A 17131-nucleotide genomic window follows, 5' to 3' on the forward strand; every position below is an offset into this window, starting at 1 on the left:
GATGGCAGTTTGTAACTGCCGTAAGGCGCTAGCTTCATATCACATCGCTAGATTTATAAAGTATTATAGTTTAACACTCAGCAACTTATCCAAATAAAATCAATTTCTATTTCAGAATGCACGTGTAGCGGAGAGGCACTACCTGCTAGTCTTGGCTAAAAGTGCTAAATGGCAGCAGAAATCCAAAACATTACGGCAAACAAGTACTTTATAGGCTAACATCCATAAGTATTTGTACGTTATATCTATTTATCACTATATTTCTTTCGTCTATGGAAGCTGGAAAAGATAAACATCTCTGGAAATTGGCGAAAAAACGGGTGGCGTTCAGGCGTCATCTCTCCACGTATATTGTGATTAATATCCTGGTATGGTGCGTATGGCTCTTTACCAAAGAGCAGGGAACTCTGGCCGGAGGGCTTCCATGGCCGGCCTGGATGACCTTTGGCTGGGGAGTGGCATTGGCGTTCAATTACTATGATGCTTACCATGGCTCACAGGATTTTGCAGTAGAACGTGAGTATGAGAAACTAACCCGCAAGAAGAACCCCTAGAACTTAACAGATAAATTAACTAGTTTTGCTAGTTGACCAAAACTAGCTATCCCATGCCTAAATTTAGATCTGGCGTTCTGTACGGCGATGAGGTGCAGGAGTTATTCAAGTATGCAAACGATAATAACTTCGCCCTGCCAGCAGTAAACGTAATTGGCACCAACTCCATCAACGCGGTGTTGGAAACTGCCAAAGCGGTAAACTCCCCTGTCATTATTCAGTTTTCACAAGGCGGTGCCCAGTTCTACGCGGGTAAAAGCCTAAGCAACGAGGGCCAGGCAGCTTCTATTGCCGGTGCTATCTCTGGTGCTCACCACGTACACCAAATGGCCGAGGTCTATGGTGTTCCGGTTGTTCTGCACACAGACCACGCTGCCAAAAAATTGTTGCCTTGGATTGACGGCCTGCTTGATGCCGGTGAGAAATTCTATGCTCAACACGGCAAGCCCTTGTTCAGCTCGCACATGTTAGACCTTTCTGAGGAGCCTCTGGAAGAGAACATTGAAATCTCTGCCAAATACCTGGAGCGCATGTCCAAAATGGGCATGACCATTGAGATTGAACTGGGGGTAACCGGTGGCGAAGAAGATGGTGTAGACAATTCAGACGTAGACAGCGCCCACTTATACACGCAACCAGAGCACGTGGCTTATGCCTACGAAGAGCTCAACAAAATCAGCCCTCGTTTCACCGTGGCTGCAGCGTTTGGTAACGTGCACGGTGTGTACAAACCAGGTAACGTAGAGCTTCGGCCTGAGATCCTGAAAAACTCTCAGGTACACATCCAGGAGAAATACAGTACGCAGGAGAACCCCGTGAACTTCGTGTTCCACGGCGGATCTGGCTCTGAGAAAGAGAAAATCACCGAGGCCATTGAGTACGGTGCCATCAAGATGAACATTGACACAGACATGCAGTGGGCATTCTGGGACGGCATCAAGAACTACTACGAAGGCAAAAGAGACTATCTGCAAGGCCAGATCGGGAACCCAACCGGCGAAGACAGCCCTAACAAAAAGTACTACGACCCACGCGTATGGTTACGCGCCGGCGAAGAGACTTTCGTTACCCGCCTGAAAGAGGCCTTCCAGGACCTGAACTGCATCAACCGCAACGCATAGTAATGTGCTAATTTTTTAATGTGCTGATGTGCTATTGCACATGCAGATAGAAGAGCCGATCCACAAGGATCGGCTTTTTTGTTTTTAAATATTGAGGGAACAGATAATAACTAAAGCCCCGTCCGCAGGACAATGAAGGCATTGCAGCAGCCCAAACAGTAAATACTTGAATGTCCCAGAGCCCCTGTTGGGCGCCTGCGTAACCCAACAGGGGCTTTCGGGCAAGTAGTAGCGTCTAAGTTAGCAATAGCCCACGCTCCCTATGAAACGGAGGACGGTGCCCGGTGGTACCATCCGAAGCCTCACTGTTTGAGCGTCAGCGAGTTTGAGGCTTCTTGATTCTTTTGGTTACTTTTCTCATCAAGGAGAAAAGTGACAAACGCCCGCAGAGCGAGTCATGAGTCAAGAGTTCTGAATCAGGGAATAGGAAGTAGTAGCTTGAGAGGCAGATTGGGTTGTTGGTGAGAACACCAACAACGGCGGAACACCAACAACGGCGAATGGCTGGCAAAGCAGCAAGTAGAAAAGAAAGGCACGGAAGTAACTTCCGCGCCATAGAAGAGCAAGAGTGAATTTGAGGCTAGTGCCTTACTGATTTGCGAACTTCAGACCATGGCAGGTCCAAGTCACAGACTTGAATCATGGCAGGAATAAGGGAATGTTTTCCTTCTTTCACCCCTTCGAACTTTAACCTCTTTGAACTTTAACTTCTTTGAAGGTTTGTTTGTGAACGAGATACACATTCAACTCTGGTACAAACATAAAATCGGATAGGGGCTGTTTTTCAGAAAACAGCCCCCATTCGATTTTATAGATCTTCCTCCCGCGCAAGCAGAAAGCTTTTTACCAGCTGGAACCAGCCCCGCCGCCTCCAAAGCTACCGCCGCCGAAGCCGCCGAAACCACCTCCGCCGCCTCCTCCAAAGCCGCCACCGCCGCCCCCAAAGATGCCGCGTCCGCCGGAGAAATCCCCGAAGATCACGGGTGGGAAGAATGGTCCGCCCAGGGTACGCATGCCGCCGCCCCGGCCACCTCGTCCGCCACCGCGCCGACTAATGATGAAGATAAGGATGAGCAGGCCAATGATGATCCAGAGGAGGGGAAAACCGCCTCCTTCTTCGCTTTGTTGCTGGCGCGGATCGGCTTTGTATTCGCCGCTGGCTACGTCAATAATGAAGCTGGTGCCTTTGTCAAGACCGGCGTAGTAGTTGCCTTGCTGGTATTCGGGTTTGATGGTGTATTCTGTAATGCGTTTGGCAATGGCGTCTGGCACCACGCCTTCCATGCCGTAGCCGGTGGCAATGAACACGCGCCGTTCCTTTACCGCAGTAAGAATGAGAATACCGTTGTTCTTGCCCTGCTGGCCAATGCCCCACTGCTCGGCTAGCCTGAAAGCATAGTCAGACACATCATAACCGCCAATGGAGGTGATGTTGACAACGGCAATCTGGGTGGAAGTGCTGTCATTGTAGTTGACCAGTTTCTGCTCCAGGGCCTGCTCTTCCTGCGGACTCAGAATATCGGCTAAGTCATTGACCAGTCGCGGCGGATTAGGGCGTGGCGGAAAATCCTGCGCCAGTCCTTGCCAAGCCCACAGCCATAAAACCCCCAGAAGCCAGATAGATTTTCTCATTTACTTTTGATTCTCGTCAAGGGAACTGCCAAAGGAGATATCGTCAGACAGCTCGTTGATGTCTGAGTGGTCTCCGGCGTATGGGAAATAGCTTTTGAGTTGTTCGCCGGCCATTTTAATGCCTTTGCTCAGACCGTCGGCGTACTTGCTCTGTTTGAAATCGGCAATCACTACTTTGTTAATTTCTACCCAGAAATCTTTGGGCACCACGGCGTTGATGCCGGCATCGCCTAGGACGGCAAACTTGTGGCTTTTCATGGCCACGTAGAACAGCACGCCGTTCCTGAGTTTGGTTTTGTGCATGTTCAGGTAAGCAAAAACCTGGGTAGCACGGTCCAGCACTTCACCCTCACAGGTATCCTCAATGTGCACCCGTACCTCGCCCGAGGTATTCCGCTCGGCCTCCTGAATGGCCTGTAGAATGACGGCTTCGTCTGTGTCAGAGATGGTATCGCGTGGCATCCTTCTTTTGATTAAGAATTAGGAATGAGGAATTAAGAAGTATGAAGGAGGTGTTTTTGGCCTGTTCTAAGTAAAACAGGCCAAAAGCAGCAATGATTTCCAGAGTACGGATTACTTAGCAAAATAACTGTTACGGAAATCTTGCTACGTGATACGTGCTACTTACTGCCAGCTTAGAACTGGACCGTAGGGGCGTTTTGGGCACCGGCTTCGGCCTGGAAGTATCCTTTGCGCTCAAACCCGAACCAGCCGGCGAAGAAATTCCGCGGGAACGACCTGATGTAGGAGTTATACTCCTGCACGGAGGTATTGAACTTCTGCCGCTCCACGGAGATCCGGTTCTCAGTGCCTTCCAGCTGCGCCTGCAGTTCCAGGAAGTTCTGGTTGGCTTTCAGGTCGGGGTACGCCTCGGCGGTAGCCAGTAACCGCGACAAAGAACCACTTAACTGACCTTGCACCTCCTGGAACCGCTGGATGTTCTCGGGCGTCAGTTGGTCGGCGTTCAGCTGGATGCTGGTGGCTTTAGAACGGGCCTCAATTACCTGGGTAAGGGTTTCTTTCTCAAAGTTGGCGGCTCCTTTCACCGTGTTCACCAGGTTAGGCACCAGGTCGGCCCGGCGTTGGTAGGAGTTCTGCACCTGTGCCCATTGGCTGGACACGTTCTCGTCCATCTGTACCATGGTGTTGTATCCACAGGAACTCTGCGAAGCCAGAATCACCAAGCCAACAAGGTAAAGCAATACTTTTTTCATAGTAGGGTTGTTTATCAAAATAGGTAGTTATTACATGGGTATTTCTTTGCCCAGAGGCACCTTCTATACGTAGCAGCAAGAGAAAATATGCGTTTTCAACATAATTTCCTTAAACCGGCCCTAAAACGGTAAGCTACCAAGTCTCACTGGTTTACGTAAAAGCTTGTTTCTAAAGATAAGAAGCTTCTTTTTAAATATTCAGAAAACACTATTAATATTTTGAAGGCGATACAAGTAGGTGGCTCTTCTGGGCAGGCAGAATGCCGGAAAACCAGAGGAATTGCGTAGCTTGTGGTGAGAAGCCTTCTTTTGCAGAATATGAAAGCACTAATTCCGGTAGCTGGAATGGGTGCCCGTTTACGGCCCCACACCCACACTCAACCTAAGGCGCTGGTTCCCATTGCCGGTAAAGCCATTCTGGGGCATATTATTGAACGGCTGCAAGCCGCAGGCATCACGCAATTTGTCTTTGTGGTAGGCTACCTGGGCGAGAAAATCATGCACTACGTGCAACGCAAGTACCCCAATATTGAGGCAGAATTTGTGATTCAGCAGCCCCGCGAGGGCTTGGGCCATGCTTTGTGGTCGGCGCGGGAGTCTTTCCGGAACGAGGAAAACGTGCTCATCCAGTTAGGCGATACCATTGTGGATGTGGACATGGCACAGCTTCTGGCGTCTGAACACACCATGCTGGCCGTAAAGACCGTGAAAACGCCCACCATGTTCGGGATTGCCGAAATGGACCTCGAGGGCTTTATCACCAAAGTAGTAGAGAAACCCAAGATTCCTAAATCAAACTCGGCGCTGGTGGGCCTGTACAAGATTGCGCACCCGGCCAAACTGGTGGATTCATTGGAGCATATCATCGTCAACGATATCAGAACCCAGAACGAGTACCATCTCACCGATGCGTTGATGCACATGATCCAGAACGGCGAGAAGATGGTGTCGCTCACCGTGGACCACTGGTTTGACTGCGGCCGCAAAGACACACTGCTCCAGGCCAATGCCACCCTGCTCAACCGCCCCGAGTTCAAGCGGGTAGAGTACCTGGATTTCCCCAATACCATCATCATTCCGCCGGTGAGCATTGGCAAGGGCGTGCACATCACAAACTCCATTGTGGGGCCCAACGTGGCCATTGGCGAGGGTGCCATCCTCAACTACACCATTGTGCGTAACTCCATCATCGGCGGCTACGCCGAACTGGGCTACGCCGTATTAGAGGACTCGCTGGTAGGCTCAGACTCTGCCCTGAAAGGCCTGAGCCAGCGCCTGAACATTGGCGACAGCACCGAGATTGATTTTAGCCACTGATTTTTAGTAGCAAGTAGCACGTATCAGGTAGCACGACTTTATAGTAGAACATTCATCCATCATGTAGCATCAAACAAGGCTGTAGTCTTGCTACTTGCTACATGATACTTGAGACCATGAGCAACAGAATCACCCAGCTTTTCAATATCCAATATCCCATTATACAAGCCGGCATGATCTGGTGCAGCGGCTGGAAACTGGCCTCGGCTGTGAGTAACGCCGGTGGCTTGGGCCTGATTGGAGCTGGCTCCATGTACCCAGACACCCTGCGTGAGCACATTCAGAAATGCAAGAAGGCGACAGACAAACCCTTTGGCGTAAACGTGCCGCTGCTGTACCCAGACCTGGAGGAGCACTTCAGGATCATCCTGGAAGAGAAAGTACCGGTGGTGGTCACCTCGGCCGGAAACCCCAAGACCTGGACCAAGGTGCTGCAGGAAGACGGGGCCAAAGTGGTGCACGTGGTGAGCAACGTGAAATTTGCCCGCAAGTGCGAGGAAGCCGGAGTAGACGCCATTGTGGCCGAAGGATTTGAAGCCGGGGGCCACAACGGCCGCGAAGAAACGACTACCTTCTGCCTTATTCCCATAGTGCGCCAGGCGGTAAACCTGCCTCTAATCGCCGCGGGCGGCATTGCGAATGGAGCCGGAATCTTCGGGGCGTTGGCGCTTGGGGCCGAGGGCGTACAGGTAGGCAGTCGGTTTGTGGCCAGCGTAGAGTCCAGTGCGCATCCCAGCTTCAAGGAACGTGTGATAAACGCCCAGGAAGGCGACACCGAACTCTCCCTGAAACAACTCACCCCCGTGCGCCTGCTCAAAAACAAGTTCTACCAGGACGTGAAAGCTGCGGAACTGCGGGGAGCCACCAACCTGGAGTTAGCACAGTTACTAGGTTCCCGCCGGGCCAAACGCGGCATGTACGAGGGCGACTTGGAAGAGGGCGAACTGGAGATAGGGCAGGCCGCCGCCATTGTGCGGGACATTAAACCCGCCGGTGAAATAGTGCAGGAGATGTGGCAGGAGCTTCTGGAGGCGAAAGCGAAGTTTTGCAAGGAGTGGTAGTACCCTTCCGTTTAGGACCATATTTTAAGAAAACAGGATAAAACGGTAGATTCTTCCTTGATGAGAGCGGAGAGGGATGTCTTTGCCATTCCTGACTATGCCGCGGATTTACTTCCGTAACTAAAGAGAAAGTCTCGGAAGTAGATCCGCGCCATTGAAAGCATTCTACAAAGAACTTTCCTTGTCCTCCTAAAAGGATCTTGTGGGCGAATGGTATTGACGTTTACTCCAGCGCTTTTCTAGCCTTCTCTCAAGATCTTTCCAAGATGACAGAAAAGAGCAGCATTATATAAAGGTATTTCAACACGCTACAGAAGACATCTTCTCCGTATACTTCACCATGGCAACCATCAAAGATTATATCACCATTGACCCAGAGATTCTGGCAGGTCAGCCTGTGTTCAAAGGAACCCGAGTCCCTATTGAGACACTGTTCGTGCACTTGGAAAAGGGGGTTTCACTGGATGAGTTCTTAGAGGATTTCCCTACCGTAGATAGAGAACAAGCCGTAGCCGTGTTAGGAATAGCCGGAAAGCTGGTCACGTCTAAAAACATAGAGCAGTTGTATGAAACTGCTGCTTGACGAGAACCTCCCTAAACGACTGAAGCTGGATTTCGAGGAACATGAAATTTATACCGTGTGGGACAAAGGGTGGAACGGGAAGAAGAACGGAGAGTTAATGCAGTTGCTCCTGGCAGAAGATTTTGATGCCCTCCTTACCTTCGATAGAAACCTTCAATTCCAGCAGAATTTCACCAAATACGCCGTTCCGGTTCTCGTCCTGGCCGCTCCAGATAACACCTATATCACGCTGAAGGCACTTGTCCCCGCGTTGAAGGAAGTTTTGGCTACGCCATTGGTGCCGGGACCAATCATCATCACAACTTCATAAATCCTTTGTCCCAAAACCTCCTCACCGCCGCCCTTGCCCAACACGTCTCGCTCACCGCAGAGGAGGAAGCGGCGTTCCTGGCCATCTGCACCACACAGGAGGCGAAAAAGAAGGAGTATTTGCTGCGCACGGGCGAGCTGAACCATGCCATCTATTTTGTGCAAAGCGGCTGTTTACGGTCGTTTATCATTGACAAGGCGGGTAAGGAGGTGAATCTGGAGTTTGCGGTGGAGCGCTACTGGATCAGCGACATCGCGTTCAGTAAACCGGCCATGCTGTCTATTCAGGCGCTGGAAGCTACGCAGTACGCGCAGATCAACATCAATGCCTTTGAGCAGCTCACGCAGGAACGCCCCGTTTTCAACCTGTTTTTCAGGAAATTGCTCCAAAACGGCTACTTCGCGTTCAAGAAGCGGATGCTCACCGGCATGACCCAAACAGCCGCCGAGAACTACCGCGATTTCCTGCTCAAGTTCCCAGACCTGAGCCAGCGCATTCCGCAGTACCACATCGCTTCGTATCTAGGCATTACGCCGGAGTTTTTCAGCACCATTAAATCTGAGGGGCTGGATTTGTACCGGCAGGCGATTTCTTAAACTACCTTATTCTTTTCGGCTCCGCCGCGCGCGATCTTTGTACTGTGAACCTGCGGCAGAGAGAGGTTGTTTTGCCAGTAGCTGCCGCGGCGATTTCACTTTTCTTGATCCATACTTGCCAACATGATGGAACGGAGAACTTTTATTAAATCACTGGCAGCAGGAGCAATCACCATGACAACTTTAAGCGCATTCCGGAAATTCACCGAGGAACTGACGCCTCAGGACTATACCATGCCGGTGCTCTTCATTGGGCACGGCTCTCCCATGAACGGCATTGAAGACAACGAATTCAGCCAACGCTGGAAGAAGATGGCGCAGGAGATTCCCACGCCCAAGGCGGTGCTGGTGGTATCGGCGCACTGGTTTACCAAGGGCACCAAGATCACGGCCATGGACTTCCCGCAGACCATCCATGATTTCGGCGGATTTCCCCAGGAACTGTTCGCGGTGCAGTACCCGGCTCCCGGCAATGCTGCGCTGGCCCAGGAAACCGTTGACCTGATCAAGAGCGCCCACGTGGAGCTGGACCATGACTGGGGCCTGGATCACGGCACCTGGACCATCATCCGGCACATGTACCCCGAGGCCAATATTCCGGTGCTGCAGCTCAGCATTGACTACACCAAAGGGCCGCAGTACCACTATGAGCTGGCCAAAGAGCTTCAGGCGCTGCGCAGGAAAGGCGTGCTCATTGCCGGCAGCGGCAACATGGTGCACAACCTACGCATGATGAACTGGGCCATGATCAACGGGGGCGGTTATGACTGGACCCACACCATGAACGAGAAATTTAAGGATCTCATCCTGAACCGCGATCACCAGCCGCTCATCAACTACCAGACCCTGGGCAAGGAAGCGCTGATGGCCATTCCTACGGTAGAGCATTACCTGCCGCTCATTTACACGCTGGGGTTGCAGGGCAAAGACGAAGAAGCCTCGTTCTTCAACGATAAAATGGTGGGTGGCTCGCTGACCATGACCTCCGTGAAAATTGGGGCGTAACCTCAAGGCAGAACATACTTCCAATCAAAAGAGGCCGATCTGTTTTCGGCCTCTCTTGTTTAAAACAGCTTCAAAACGCAGCTTCTTTCTCCTGATTTTTTACCTTGGGGCAGCATTCACGGGCACTTGCCGCCGTGAGTGGCCGCACGATGATCAAATACGTCCTTTTCGATTTCGATGGCACGCTGGTAGACTCCAAAGACGCTTTCCTGACCGTCTTCAACCAACTGGCCGCCCAGGAAGGCTTTCTCCCGCTGAAGCACGAGGAACTGCCCTACCTAAGAACCCTCACCATTCCGCAGCGCGCCAGGCACCTGAACTTTCCGCTGTACAAACTGCCGTTCTTCACCCTCAGGCTGTACAAGCTCTACAAGCAGCAACTGCATCAACTGGCTTTGTTTCCGGGCATCCGGGAGATGCTGCAGACGCTGGCGGCACGAGGCGTTGAACCGGTCATTGTCTCGTCTAACTCAGAGGCCAATATCAGGGCGTTTCTGGAGCAACACGGCATTCAGGAGATAAAAGAAGTCCTGACTTCGAGCCGAATCTTCGGGAAGGACACCATGATCAACCGTTTCCTGAAAGCGAAAAACCTGACGTCGCCGCAGGTGCTCTACGTGGGCGATGAACTCCGCGATGTACTGGCCTGCCGGAAAAGCGGCATCAAAATCATCTGGGTCAGCTGGGGATACGATGCGCTGGAAGTAGTGCAGCCCGCCGCCCCGGATTACCTGGCGCATTCTCCCGGGGAGATTTTGAAAGTCATTCCTGTTATTTAACAGCTCATCAATATGGTATTCCCTCAACCAAATAAGTTGATAATTGAAGATGTGAAGATGTGGATGGACGGAGGAACTGTTACATTGACGCTGCAAGAACACAACTCCAAAACATGCGAGATTGAGTTTGTTCAAAAGGTGAGTCTCAAGCGGTATGAAAATTTACCTCGGCCAGGAAGCTTACTCTTGAACGGAAACGAAATCGAAGTCAGATCCAAAGATGAGGAAGAGATACTTGCCGCAGTTGCCAAGGCAGAATTTAGTAGTAGCATCAAAAATGAAGAAAGGAAAGCTCTGAGTAGAGTTATCGATGACTGTATTGAGTTTGCCAAATCAGATAAATACGTTGAATTAGCTAACAAATTCACGCGCTAGAAATTACAAGATGAGTTCTAAGCGCTAGAGACCACCCGGCACTCTCACTCCTGTTTTCCCGCCATTTTCCCGAAACTGCCTCTAAAACAGGAAATCCTTTCATCTCATTTCTGAGGATTCGTCTAAGTGATTGGGCGGTTGGTCTAAATGATTTTTCAGGCTGCTGAACTCTGTTTTACTTGGAGCCATGCAAGGAGCCGATGGTTGAAATCGGGCTCCAAGTTTCCACCTAAACTTACCAGGCCATGCTCCGAAACAAAGACTTTCTCGTGCTTCTCATCCGGCTCTTTTTAGGCTACGTCTTCTTCTCGGCAGGAATCTGTAAACTCACGCACGGGAACTTCGGGCAGCTGATTGGTCCGCCCTGGCTGGAGGAAGCGTTAGCCAAGCACGGTCTTGGCTTGTTTGCGCAGGTGGTGGCGGTATGTCAGGTGTTAGTAGGCACTTTGCTGTTCACGCAGCGGTTCAGTTTGCTGGGTGCCGTGATGCTGGTGCCCATGAACGTATCCATTCTGGCGGTCACCGTTTCACAGAACTGGACCGGCACGCCGTATGTGAATGCCGTGTTCCTGCTGCTGAACCTGAGCTTGCTATTGTATGAATACAAACGGTTCCAGTTCCTGTTTTCTTCCGATGTAGTAACTTCTGCCGAGGTCACTCCGCTGGAGCAGTTCCGGAGCGGGAAGTTGCCTTACGCTATATTAGCAGCAGCGCTGGGCACCATGGTTTCCACCCAATTCAGTTATGACGTGACCAACGGGTTCGGGCTGCTGACCTTTGGGTTAGCCGGAGCGTGCGTGTTGTTGCCGGCCGCACTTAGCAAGTTGGAGAAAGTGATGGTGGCGCAGGCTATTGCCAATATGTTCCTGATGACGTTAGGGAAGATATCCGGGGCTTTGCCGGTGCTAGCCGTGAACTCGGGCATATTGCTGGTGCTGCTGTTGGTGAACCTCTGGTTGAAATCCAGAAGCGCCCCGGCAATCCAATCAGAACCTTCTGTTTCGGCGGTATAATCGAAAAAACACCCGAGAATTACTACCTTGCTGTGGCTTCACTTGATAGAGAAGATTCCTGTTGAACGGCTAACCGAGCAGCGCCATGGCAGCACCTACCACGTTTTACCAGCAGTTTCCGCCTCCGCCGCATCTGGCCGAGTTCGTGCGGTATTTCTGGGTTGCCGAGGGGCAGGAGATCTCGGCACCGTACCACTTCAGCTCCGTGGCCAATGGTTGCGCCCAGCTCACGTTTCACTACAAAGGCTCGTTTCTTTCGCCCTGCTCTAACCAGGCGGTGCCGGAGTTTTACCTGTACGGCCCGTCCAATAAACCCACCGAGATCATCACGCAGGAGAACTTCGGGATGATAGGGGTGGCACTGTACCCGTACACGGCCAGTTTGCTGTTCGGGACCTCAGGGCAGGAGGTGAGCAACAAGGTGACGGTGGTGCAGGATGTTTTCGGGAGCGGCTTGCGGGTGCTGGAAGAGCAGATCGCCACCTCGGCCTCGCACCAGGAACGCATGGCCTTGCTCACCCAGTTCTTAGCCGGGCACCTGCTGCACAACAAACGCAGCTATGCACCTCTGGTAAAGCTGATCAAAGCCGAGATTGATGCCGGGCAACTGCCCGATGCCGAGAAACTCTACGAGCAACTGTACCTCTCCCGCCGGCAGTTTGAGCGCCGGTTCAAAGATCTGCTGGGCTTTAACCCGCGGGAATACACCAAGATTCAGCGGTTCCGGTACTCCCTGCAGCGCTACCAACAAGACCCGGACCAGAGTTTCACGCAGTTGGCGCTCTCCAGCGGCTACTATGACCAGGCGCATTTCAATCGTGATTTCAAGGAGTACTCCGGCGTCACGCCCACCACGTATTTCTCTGAGGACGCGCAGTCCCAAGGCTTGCAGCTGTAACCTGAAAAATGTCGTTCTGGTACAATTCTTCGGCTCCGGGCGCTTCTACTTTTGCCCTGTACTTTAACAATCAAGGACATGGTAAAAGCAATTCATCTCACCGATGCTTCCTTTGAGGAGGCCATACAATCTGACAAACCCGTACTGGTAGACTTCTGGGCCGAGTGGTGCGGACCTTGCCGCATGATAGGCCCCGTAGTGGAAGAGCTGGCGAAGGAATACGAAGGCAAAGCCATTGTAGGCAAGCTGGACGTAGACGCCAACCCGGTGATTACCTCCAAATACGGCGTGCGCAACATGCCTACGCTATTGGTGTTCAAGAACGGCCAAGTGGTAGACAAGCAAGTGGGCGCCGTGCCCAAGTATGTGCTGGAGAAAAAACTGGCGGCGCACTTGTAAGGAGATTTAACTATTCTTTTCTCCTGTCCTCCTGAAAGGATCTTAGGTATGAACGGCAGAGGCGTTTCAGTACGGCTTTTCTAGTTCGCCCACAAGATCCTTTCAGGAGGACAAAGGGAGGAATAGCTGCTAAAAACAAAAGAGGCGGGAGCGTTTCCGGCCTCTTTTTGTGAAAACAGGGTTGAAATATGATGCTCTTGGGCTTTGAGTTCAACCCTTATCCTCCAAAGCGAAGGATTAAGCACCAAGTGGAGAATCCAACTAGATGGAGAATGGACGAGTAAAGGGTATCCCGCTTTCTAACTATCCTTCGGATTACATTGACAAAAAGCAAGACTAGGCTCATGAGGCCTACCAAGAAGAAAGAAAAGACATCAAGATTGGGTGTACACGATCCAGACTTGAACTGTGAAGCAGTATTGAATATAGTGACCAGAATGACTACAACAAAGTAGAACATCAAGGTATAACTAGCGTTTTCTAACTCGGCCTTCTTAAGTGATTCCATTCATTAGAATTTTCATCCTTGCTTAAGTATAAGTCTACCTGTTTTTCTCACGGATACAACAGATACTTCTTGCGCATCTCTTTGAAGGCTTTCAGGCCGGGCTCCCAGGTTTTCCGGATTTGCTCTTCAGACCAACCTTCTTCTATCTGTTTCCGGAAATCGGCTACGCCGGCCAGGCGCTCAATCACGCCCATCTGCTTGCTGTAAGAAGAATCAAAGAACCGCGCTTTCTCGGGGTAGGCTTTGTAGAGTTCTATCATCCAGCTCAGGTTAATCTGGCGTTTCTTTCTGAGTTGCTCTACGTCATAGTTCCGCAAGTCCAGGCCGTAGCATGCTTCATTCATGTGCAGCGGGGTTTCGCTCATGCCTTTGATGCTCACGGGGGTGAAAGTAAAATCGTATTTGCCTTTCAGCGCCGGAGCACCTAACACCGTGAAAGGCATGTGCGTACCGCGTCCCTGGCTGATGATGGTTCCTTCAAACAAGCACAGGCTTGGGTACAGCATCACACTCTGCGGGGTGTTCAGGTTAGGCGAGGGGTTCACCGGCAGCACATACGGCATGTCATGGTTGTAATTGGCCATCTTGATGATGTTAAGCTTGTTCAGTTTCAGGCCTTTCTCCATCCAGCCTTCGCCGTTTACCATCTGGGCGAACTCACCAACGGTTAAGCCGTGCGCAATAGGAATAGGAAACTGCCCGATGCCCGATTTATACTTCATGTCCAGGATGGGTCCGTCAATCATGTAAGCGTGTGGGTTGGGGCGGTCCAGTACCATCAGCTCCACGTTGTGCTCGGCGCAGGATTCCATCACGTCGCGCAGGGTGTTGATGTTGGTGTAGAAGCGCACGCCCACGTCCTGGATGTCATAGATGAGCACGTCTACGCCCGCCAAATCTTCTTTGCTGGGCTTCCGCTTTTTACCATACAGCGAGATGATAGGAATGCCGGTTTTGGCGTCTACCTCGTCGTCTACCTTCGCGCCGTTGCTGGCGTTGCCTCTGAACCCGTGCTCGGGCCCGAACACCTTCACAATCTGAATTCCGGAGGCCAACAGGCTATCTACACTGGATTTGCCCCCAATGATGGAAGACGGGTTCACCACCATGGCCACTTTCTTGCCTTTCAGGTACGGCACGTATTTCTGGGTTTGGTCGGCACCCGTCATCAGGGTTTTAGCCGGTTTAACCTCGGCAGTACCACCCGATGAAGCCGTGGACGAAGCGGTAGTGGTGGAGGCTTTAGAACAGGAAGAGCAGCCCAGCATCAGCGAGAGCAAGCCAATGGACAGGCAGGACAGGAGGGATTTAGTCATAGTTTGGGAGAAATAGTGCGATAAAGGCGCAAGATGAAAGTTTGCTGCCAAAGTAGCAATTGAACGGCGGTCTGAGTTGAAATATTTGAATTCCAGGCAACAGAGCTCGGGAGCATGGGGGAAAGACGCTGCGTTTTTCGCCGGTTTTCTGGAAAGCAGCCACAAAACCGGGCTTCTTCCCTTAAGTATTTTGTATATTGAACCACCATTACATGGCATAGAACCATATCTTATGTACGTCTATGGAGAAAATGTACCGCCTGTTGTTCTTCGGTTTTCTTCTGCTGACCGCCTGCCAGAACAAGGCAGATCTTCAAATGAAAGGAATGAGCACCGCTCTTCTGTCTCTGGTCATGCAACTGCAACCCAGCAACTCTCCCCTGAAAGAGTATGAAGTGTTCCTCGCCCGGTTAGACAGTGCAGAGGTCACCAATGTCTCAGAAGCCGCAGAAGAGTATGCTGCTTTGTTCAAAGGACAGCCCCAGCCACTCGCAGATTCAGGATACGTGCTTTTTGAACAGTTTTACCAGCGGGTAGATAAAACGCTCAACCACCTGCATCGCAGAGCCTCCACCGATTTCAGGCCGTTGGCTGTAAATTACGAAGAATCCCGTCTGGGTTCCTTGCCTCAGGAACTGATGGACTACAACCAGATCATGAGAGAGAACGGGTTTGAAGTTGCTCTCATTGATCTGCTGGACGGAGGCACCTACCTAAAGCAAAACCGAAACTTCATAGCCACTCACTTTTACTCCTTCATCAGCCCTGATCTGAAAGAGTACCTGGAGCAGATAAACAAAGAAACCAAAGAAGGATTCTCTGATGTAGGCGGCCTGGCCATTATTGAAGAAGTCTTTGTGGACCGGGTTATCTGGTGGGAGAACTTTGTCGCCAAGCATCCCAACTTCATTTGGGCCAAAGAAAGCGAGGCCAGAAAGAAGTTCTATTTCACCGTTCTGCTGCAAGGCCTGGTCAACAACCCCGTGCTCTCTTTGGAAAGAAATAAGCTGGACACTTATTTTGCGGTGGCCTACCAGGAGTTACATAAATGCGCTCCTTATTCAGAAGCCAACAAGCTGGTACAACCTTACCTCAAAGCCTTGAAACGCTCAGACAGAACCCGGGCGAATGCGCTGCTGAAGCAGTACAAAAAAGACGGGATTATCCTTAATGCGTCAGAACCGGAGTCTTGATTCCATATAAAGCAGGAATACTTCTTTGGAGGAGGTTACTGTGCAACTTGGAATAATCAACTCTAACCATCTCCTGTCATCTTGGAAAGATCTTGTGGGTGAACTAGAGAGGCATTGAATAGCTGCTACTACCGTTCGCTCACAAGATCCTTTCAGGATGACAGAAGAGAGACAGAAAGGAGCCTAAAAGCAAAGAGCCTAGAAACGTGAGTTTCCAGGCTCTTTTGGTAAAAACTACTTTAAAACTGTTACTTTAGATCCAATCACTTCCCATCTTCCAGACCTATGAGAGGATTGCTCTATTTGCTTTCAGGCGTCTTGCTTCTTGCAGCGGCATGCCAAAAAACTAGTCCCCCCCAACAAGAGACGAAGGCGCCAGCGCAACTTTCTGAGGAAACAAGTACACCAAAAGTGTCTCCGCTAACAGAATATCAGCAGTTCCTGGCGAAACTAGATAGCGGAGATGTTACCAGCGTATCTAAGGCAGCAGACAAGTACACCTCTTTATTCAACAGCCAATCCACTTCAATTGCAGACTCTGGCTATGTATTTTTCGATAGGTTTTACTTAAGAGTAGACAACACTATAAACGAAATACATTTAAATGACACTACTGATTTTTATCCTTTAGTAACAGAAACAGAAGGACCTATTCCAAAGAAGTTAGTGGATTATGAAAGAAAAGCTGAGGCAAATGGTTTTGAAATAGCGGTGACAGAAGGAGGCACCTATCTCGACCAAAACCGTGACTTTGTAGCTAATCATTTCTATACCTTTGTAAGCCCAGACTTAAAAGAATATTTAGAACAAGTAAATAAAGAAGACAAAGAAGGCTTTGATGAAGATGCAGGTATAACTGTTACCCCCACTCAATTTGCTGACAGAATTATTTGGTGGGAGAATTTTCTTGAGAAGCACCCTAACTTCATTTTTCAAAAAGAAGGAGAAATGCTTTTGGAGAGTTATATGACAATTATCTTAACGGGAATGGACAATACCCCCGTTCTAAGTTTTGAAAATAATAGGTTAGATTCTTATTATGCAGAGGCTTACCAGTATTTACAAAAGAAGGCCCCAAATTCAAAAGCGAACAAAGTTGTTCAGCCCTATTATAAAGCGCTTCAGAAAGGTAACACAGCCACTGCTAATGCCCTACTAAAGCAGTACCAGAAAGCAGGAATAATATACAACCCAGTATCAGATTGAGGTATAATCCCATATAAAAAACAAAGGAGGCCGGTAAACTTTCGTTTCCGG

General features: G+C 50.4%; 19 protein-coding genes. 15 read left to right on the forward strand and 4 right to left on the reverse strand.

The window, feature by feature from the left end; genetic code table 11:
* The first annotated feature begins 305 nt into the window (after positions 1-305).
* Together JT719_RS12060 and fbaA are read left to right on the forward strand one after the other, a co-directional pair.
* Positions 306-554 carry a 2TM domain-containing protein gene (locus tag JT719_RS12060; protein ID WP_207433595.1) on the forward strand — a complete coding sequence of 83 codons (249 nt, stop codon included), beginning with the start codon at positions 306-308 and terminating at the stop codon, positions 552-554.
* Positions 555-607: 53 nt separating this feature from the next.
* A complete protein-coding gene (gene fbaA, locus JT719_RS12065) occupies positions 608-1675 on the forward strand; it encodes a class II fructose-bisphosphate aldolase (protein WP_207433596.1) in 1068 nt (355 codons plus the stop codon).
* 843 nt (positions 1676-2518) lie between these two features.
* On the opposite strand, the gene JT719_RS12070 is transcribed toward fbaA, so the two are convergent.
* From JT719_RS12070 to JT719_RS12080, 3 genes are all read right to left on the reverse strand, one after another.
* A complete protein-coding gene (locus tag JT719_RS12070) occupies positions 2519-3307 on the reverse strand; it encodes a TPM domain-containing protein (protein WP_207433597.1) in 789 nt (262 codons plus the stop codon).
* Positions 3308-3769, reverse strand: a complete 462-nt coding sequence (locus JT719_RS12075; protein WP_207433598.1) for a TPM domain-containing protein — start codon at positions 3767-3769, stop codon at positions 3308-3310.
* 173 nt (positions 3770-3942) lie between these two features.
* A complete protein-coding gene (locus tag JT719_RS12080; RefSeq protein ID WP_207433599.1) occupies positions 3943-4521 on the reverse strand; it encodes a LemA family protein in 579 nt (192 codons plus the stop codon).
* Between the two features lie 318 nt (positions 4522-4839).
* Here JT719_RS12080 and JT719_RS12085 point away from each other — a divergent pair, with 318 nt between their 5' ends.
* The 11 genes from JT719_RS12085 (at position 4840) to trxA (ending at position 12857) form a co-directional block, all read left to right on the forward strand.
* On the forward strand, positions 4840-5838 hold the full coding sequence (locus JT719_RS12085; RefSeq protein WP_207433600.1) for a sugar phosphate nucleotidyltransferase: 999 nt from the start codon (positions 4840-4842) through the stop codon (positions 5836-5838).
* 116 nt (positions 5839-5954) lie between these two features.
* Positions 5955-6899: an NAD(P)H-dependent flavin oxidoreductase gene (locus tag JT719_RS12090; RefSeq protein ID WP_207433601.1), complete on the forward strand. Its 945-nt coding sequence runs from the start codon at positions 5955-5957 to the stop codon at positions 6897-6899.
* A gap of 340 nt (positions 6900-7239) precedes the next feature.
* Positions 7240-7482, forward strand: coding sequence for a DUF433 domain-containing protein (locus JT719_RS12095; RefSeq protein WP_207433602.1), 243 nt, complete (start codon positions 7240-7242; stop codon positions 7480-7482).
* Positions 7466-7792 (forward strand): DUF5615 family PIN-like protein, encoded by a 327-nt coding sequence (locus tag JT719_RS12100; protein ID WP_207433603.1) that lies wholly within the window; start codon positions 7466-7468, stop codon positions 7790-7792. The genes JT719_RS12095 and JT719_RS12100 overlap by 17 nt, the downstream gene beginning before the upstream one ends.
* A gap of 5 nt (positions 7793-7797) precedes the next feature.
* Complete coding sequence (locus tag JT719_RS12105) at positions 7798-8388, forward strand: Crp/Fnr family transcriptional regulator (protein WP_207433604.1); 591 nt, start codon at positions 7798-7800, stop codon at positions 8386-8388.
* Positions 8389-8562: 174 nt separating this feature from the next.
* On the forward strand, positions 8563-9393 hold the full coding sequence (ygiD, locus tag JT719_RS12110; RefSeq protein ID WP_207433605.1) for a 4,5-DOPA-extradiol-dioxygenase: 831 nt from the start codon (positions 8563-8565) through the stop codon (positions 9391-9393).
* A gap of 104 nt (positions 9394-9497) precedes the next feature.
* Complete coding sequence (locus JT719_RS12115; RefSeq protein WP_207433606.1) at positions 9498-10172, forward strand: HAD-IA family hydrolase; 675 nt, start codon at positions 9498-9500, stop codon at positions 10170-10172.
* 12 nt (positions 10173-10184) lie between these two features.
* Complete coding sequence (locus JT719_RS12120; protein WP_207433607.1) at positions 10185-10547, forward strand: hypothetical protein; 363 nt, start codon at positions 10185-10187, stop codon at positions 10545-10547.
* Between the two features lie 245 nt (positions 10548-10792).
* Positions 10793-11560: a DoxX family protein gene (locus tag JT719_RS12125; protein WP_207433608.1), complete on the forward strand. Its 768-nt coding sequence runs from the start codon at positions 10793-10795 to the stop codon at positions 11558-11560.
* Positions 11561-11645: 85 nt separating this feature from the next.
* Positions 11646-12458 carry an AraC family transcriptional regulator gene (locus JT719_RS12130; RefSeq protein ID WP_207433609.1) on the forward strand — a complete coding sequence of 271 codons (813 nt, stop codon included), beginning with the start codon at positions 11646-11648 and terminating at the stop codon, positions 12456-12458.
* 78 nt (positions 12459-12536) lie between these two features.
* On the forward strand, positions 12537-12857 hold the full coding sequence (gene trxA, locus JT719_RS12135) for a thioredoxin (RefSeq protein ID WP_207433610.1): 321 nt from the start codon (positions 12537-12539) through the stop codon (positions 12855-12857).
* Positions 12858-13412: 555 nt separating this feature from the next.
* Here the strand turns inward: trxA and JT719_RS12140 are convergent.
* Positions 13413-14681, reverse strand: a complete 1269-nt coding sequence (locus JT719_RS12140; protein ID WP_207433611.1) for an exo-beta-N-acetylmuramidase NamZ family protein — start codon at positions 14679-14681, stop codon at positions 13413-13415.
* 242 nt (positions 14682-14923) lie between these two features.
* On the opposite strand from JT719_RS12140, the gene JT719_RS12145 reads away from it, so the two are divergent.
* Together JT719_RS12145 and JT719_RS12150 are read left to right on the forward strand one after the other, a co-directional pair.
* Positions 14924-15874, forward strand: coding sequence for a hypothetical protein (locus JT719_RS12145; RefSeq protein WP_207433612.1), 951 nt, complete (start codon positions 14924-14926; stop codon positions 15872-15874).
* 285 nt (positions 15875-16159) lie between these two features.
* Positions 16160-17080 carry a hypothetical protein gene (locus tag JT719_RS12150; RefSeq protein ID WP_207433613.1) on the forward strand — a complete coding sequence of 307 codons (921 nt, stop codon included), beginning with the start codon at positions 16160-16162 and terminating at the stop codon, positions 17078-17080.
* The last annotated feature ends 51 nt before the right edge of the window (positions 17081-17131 follow it).

Source organism: Sabulibacter ruber, assembly GCF_017355955.1.
Classification (GTDB): domain Bacteria; phylum Bacteroidota; class Bacteroidia; order Cytophagales; family Hymenobacteraceae; genus Nibribacter; species Nibribacter ruber_A.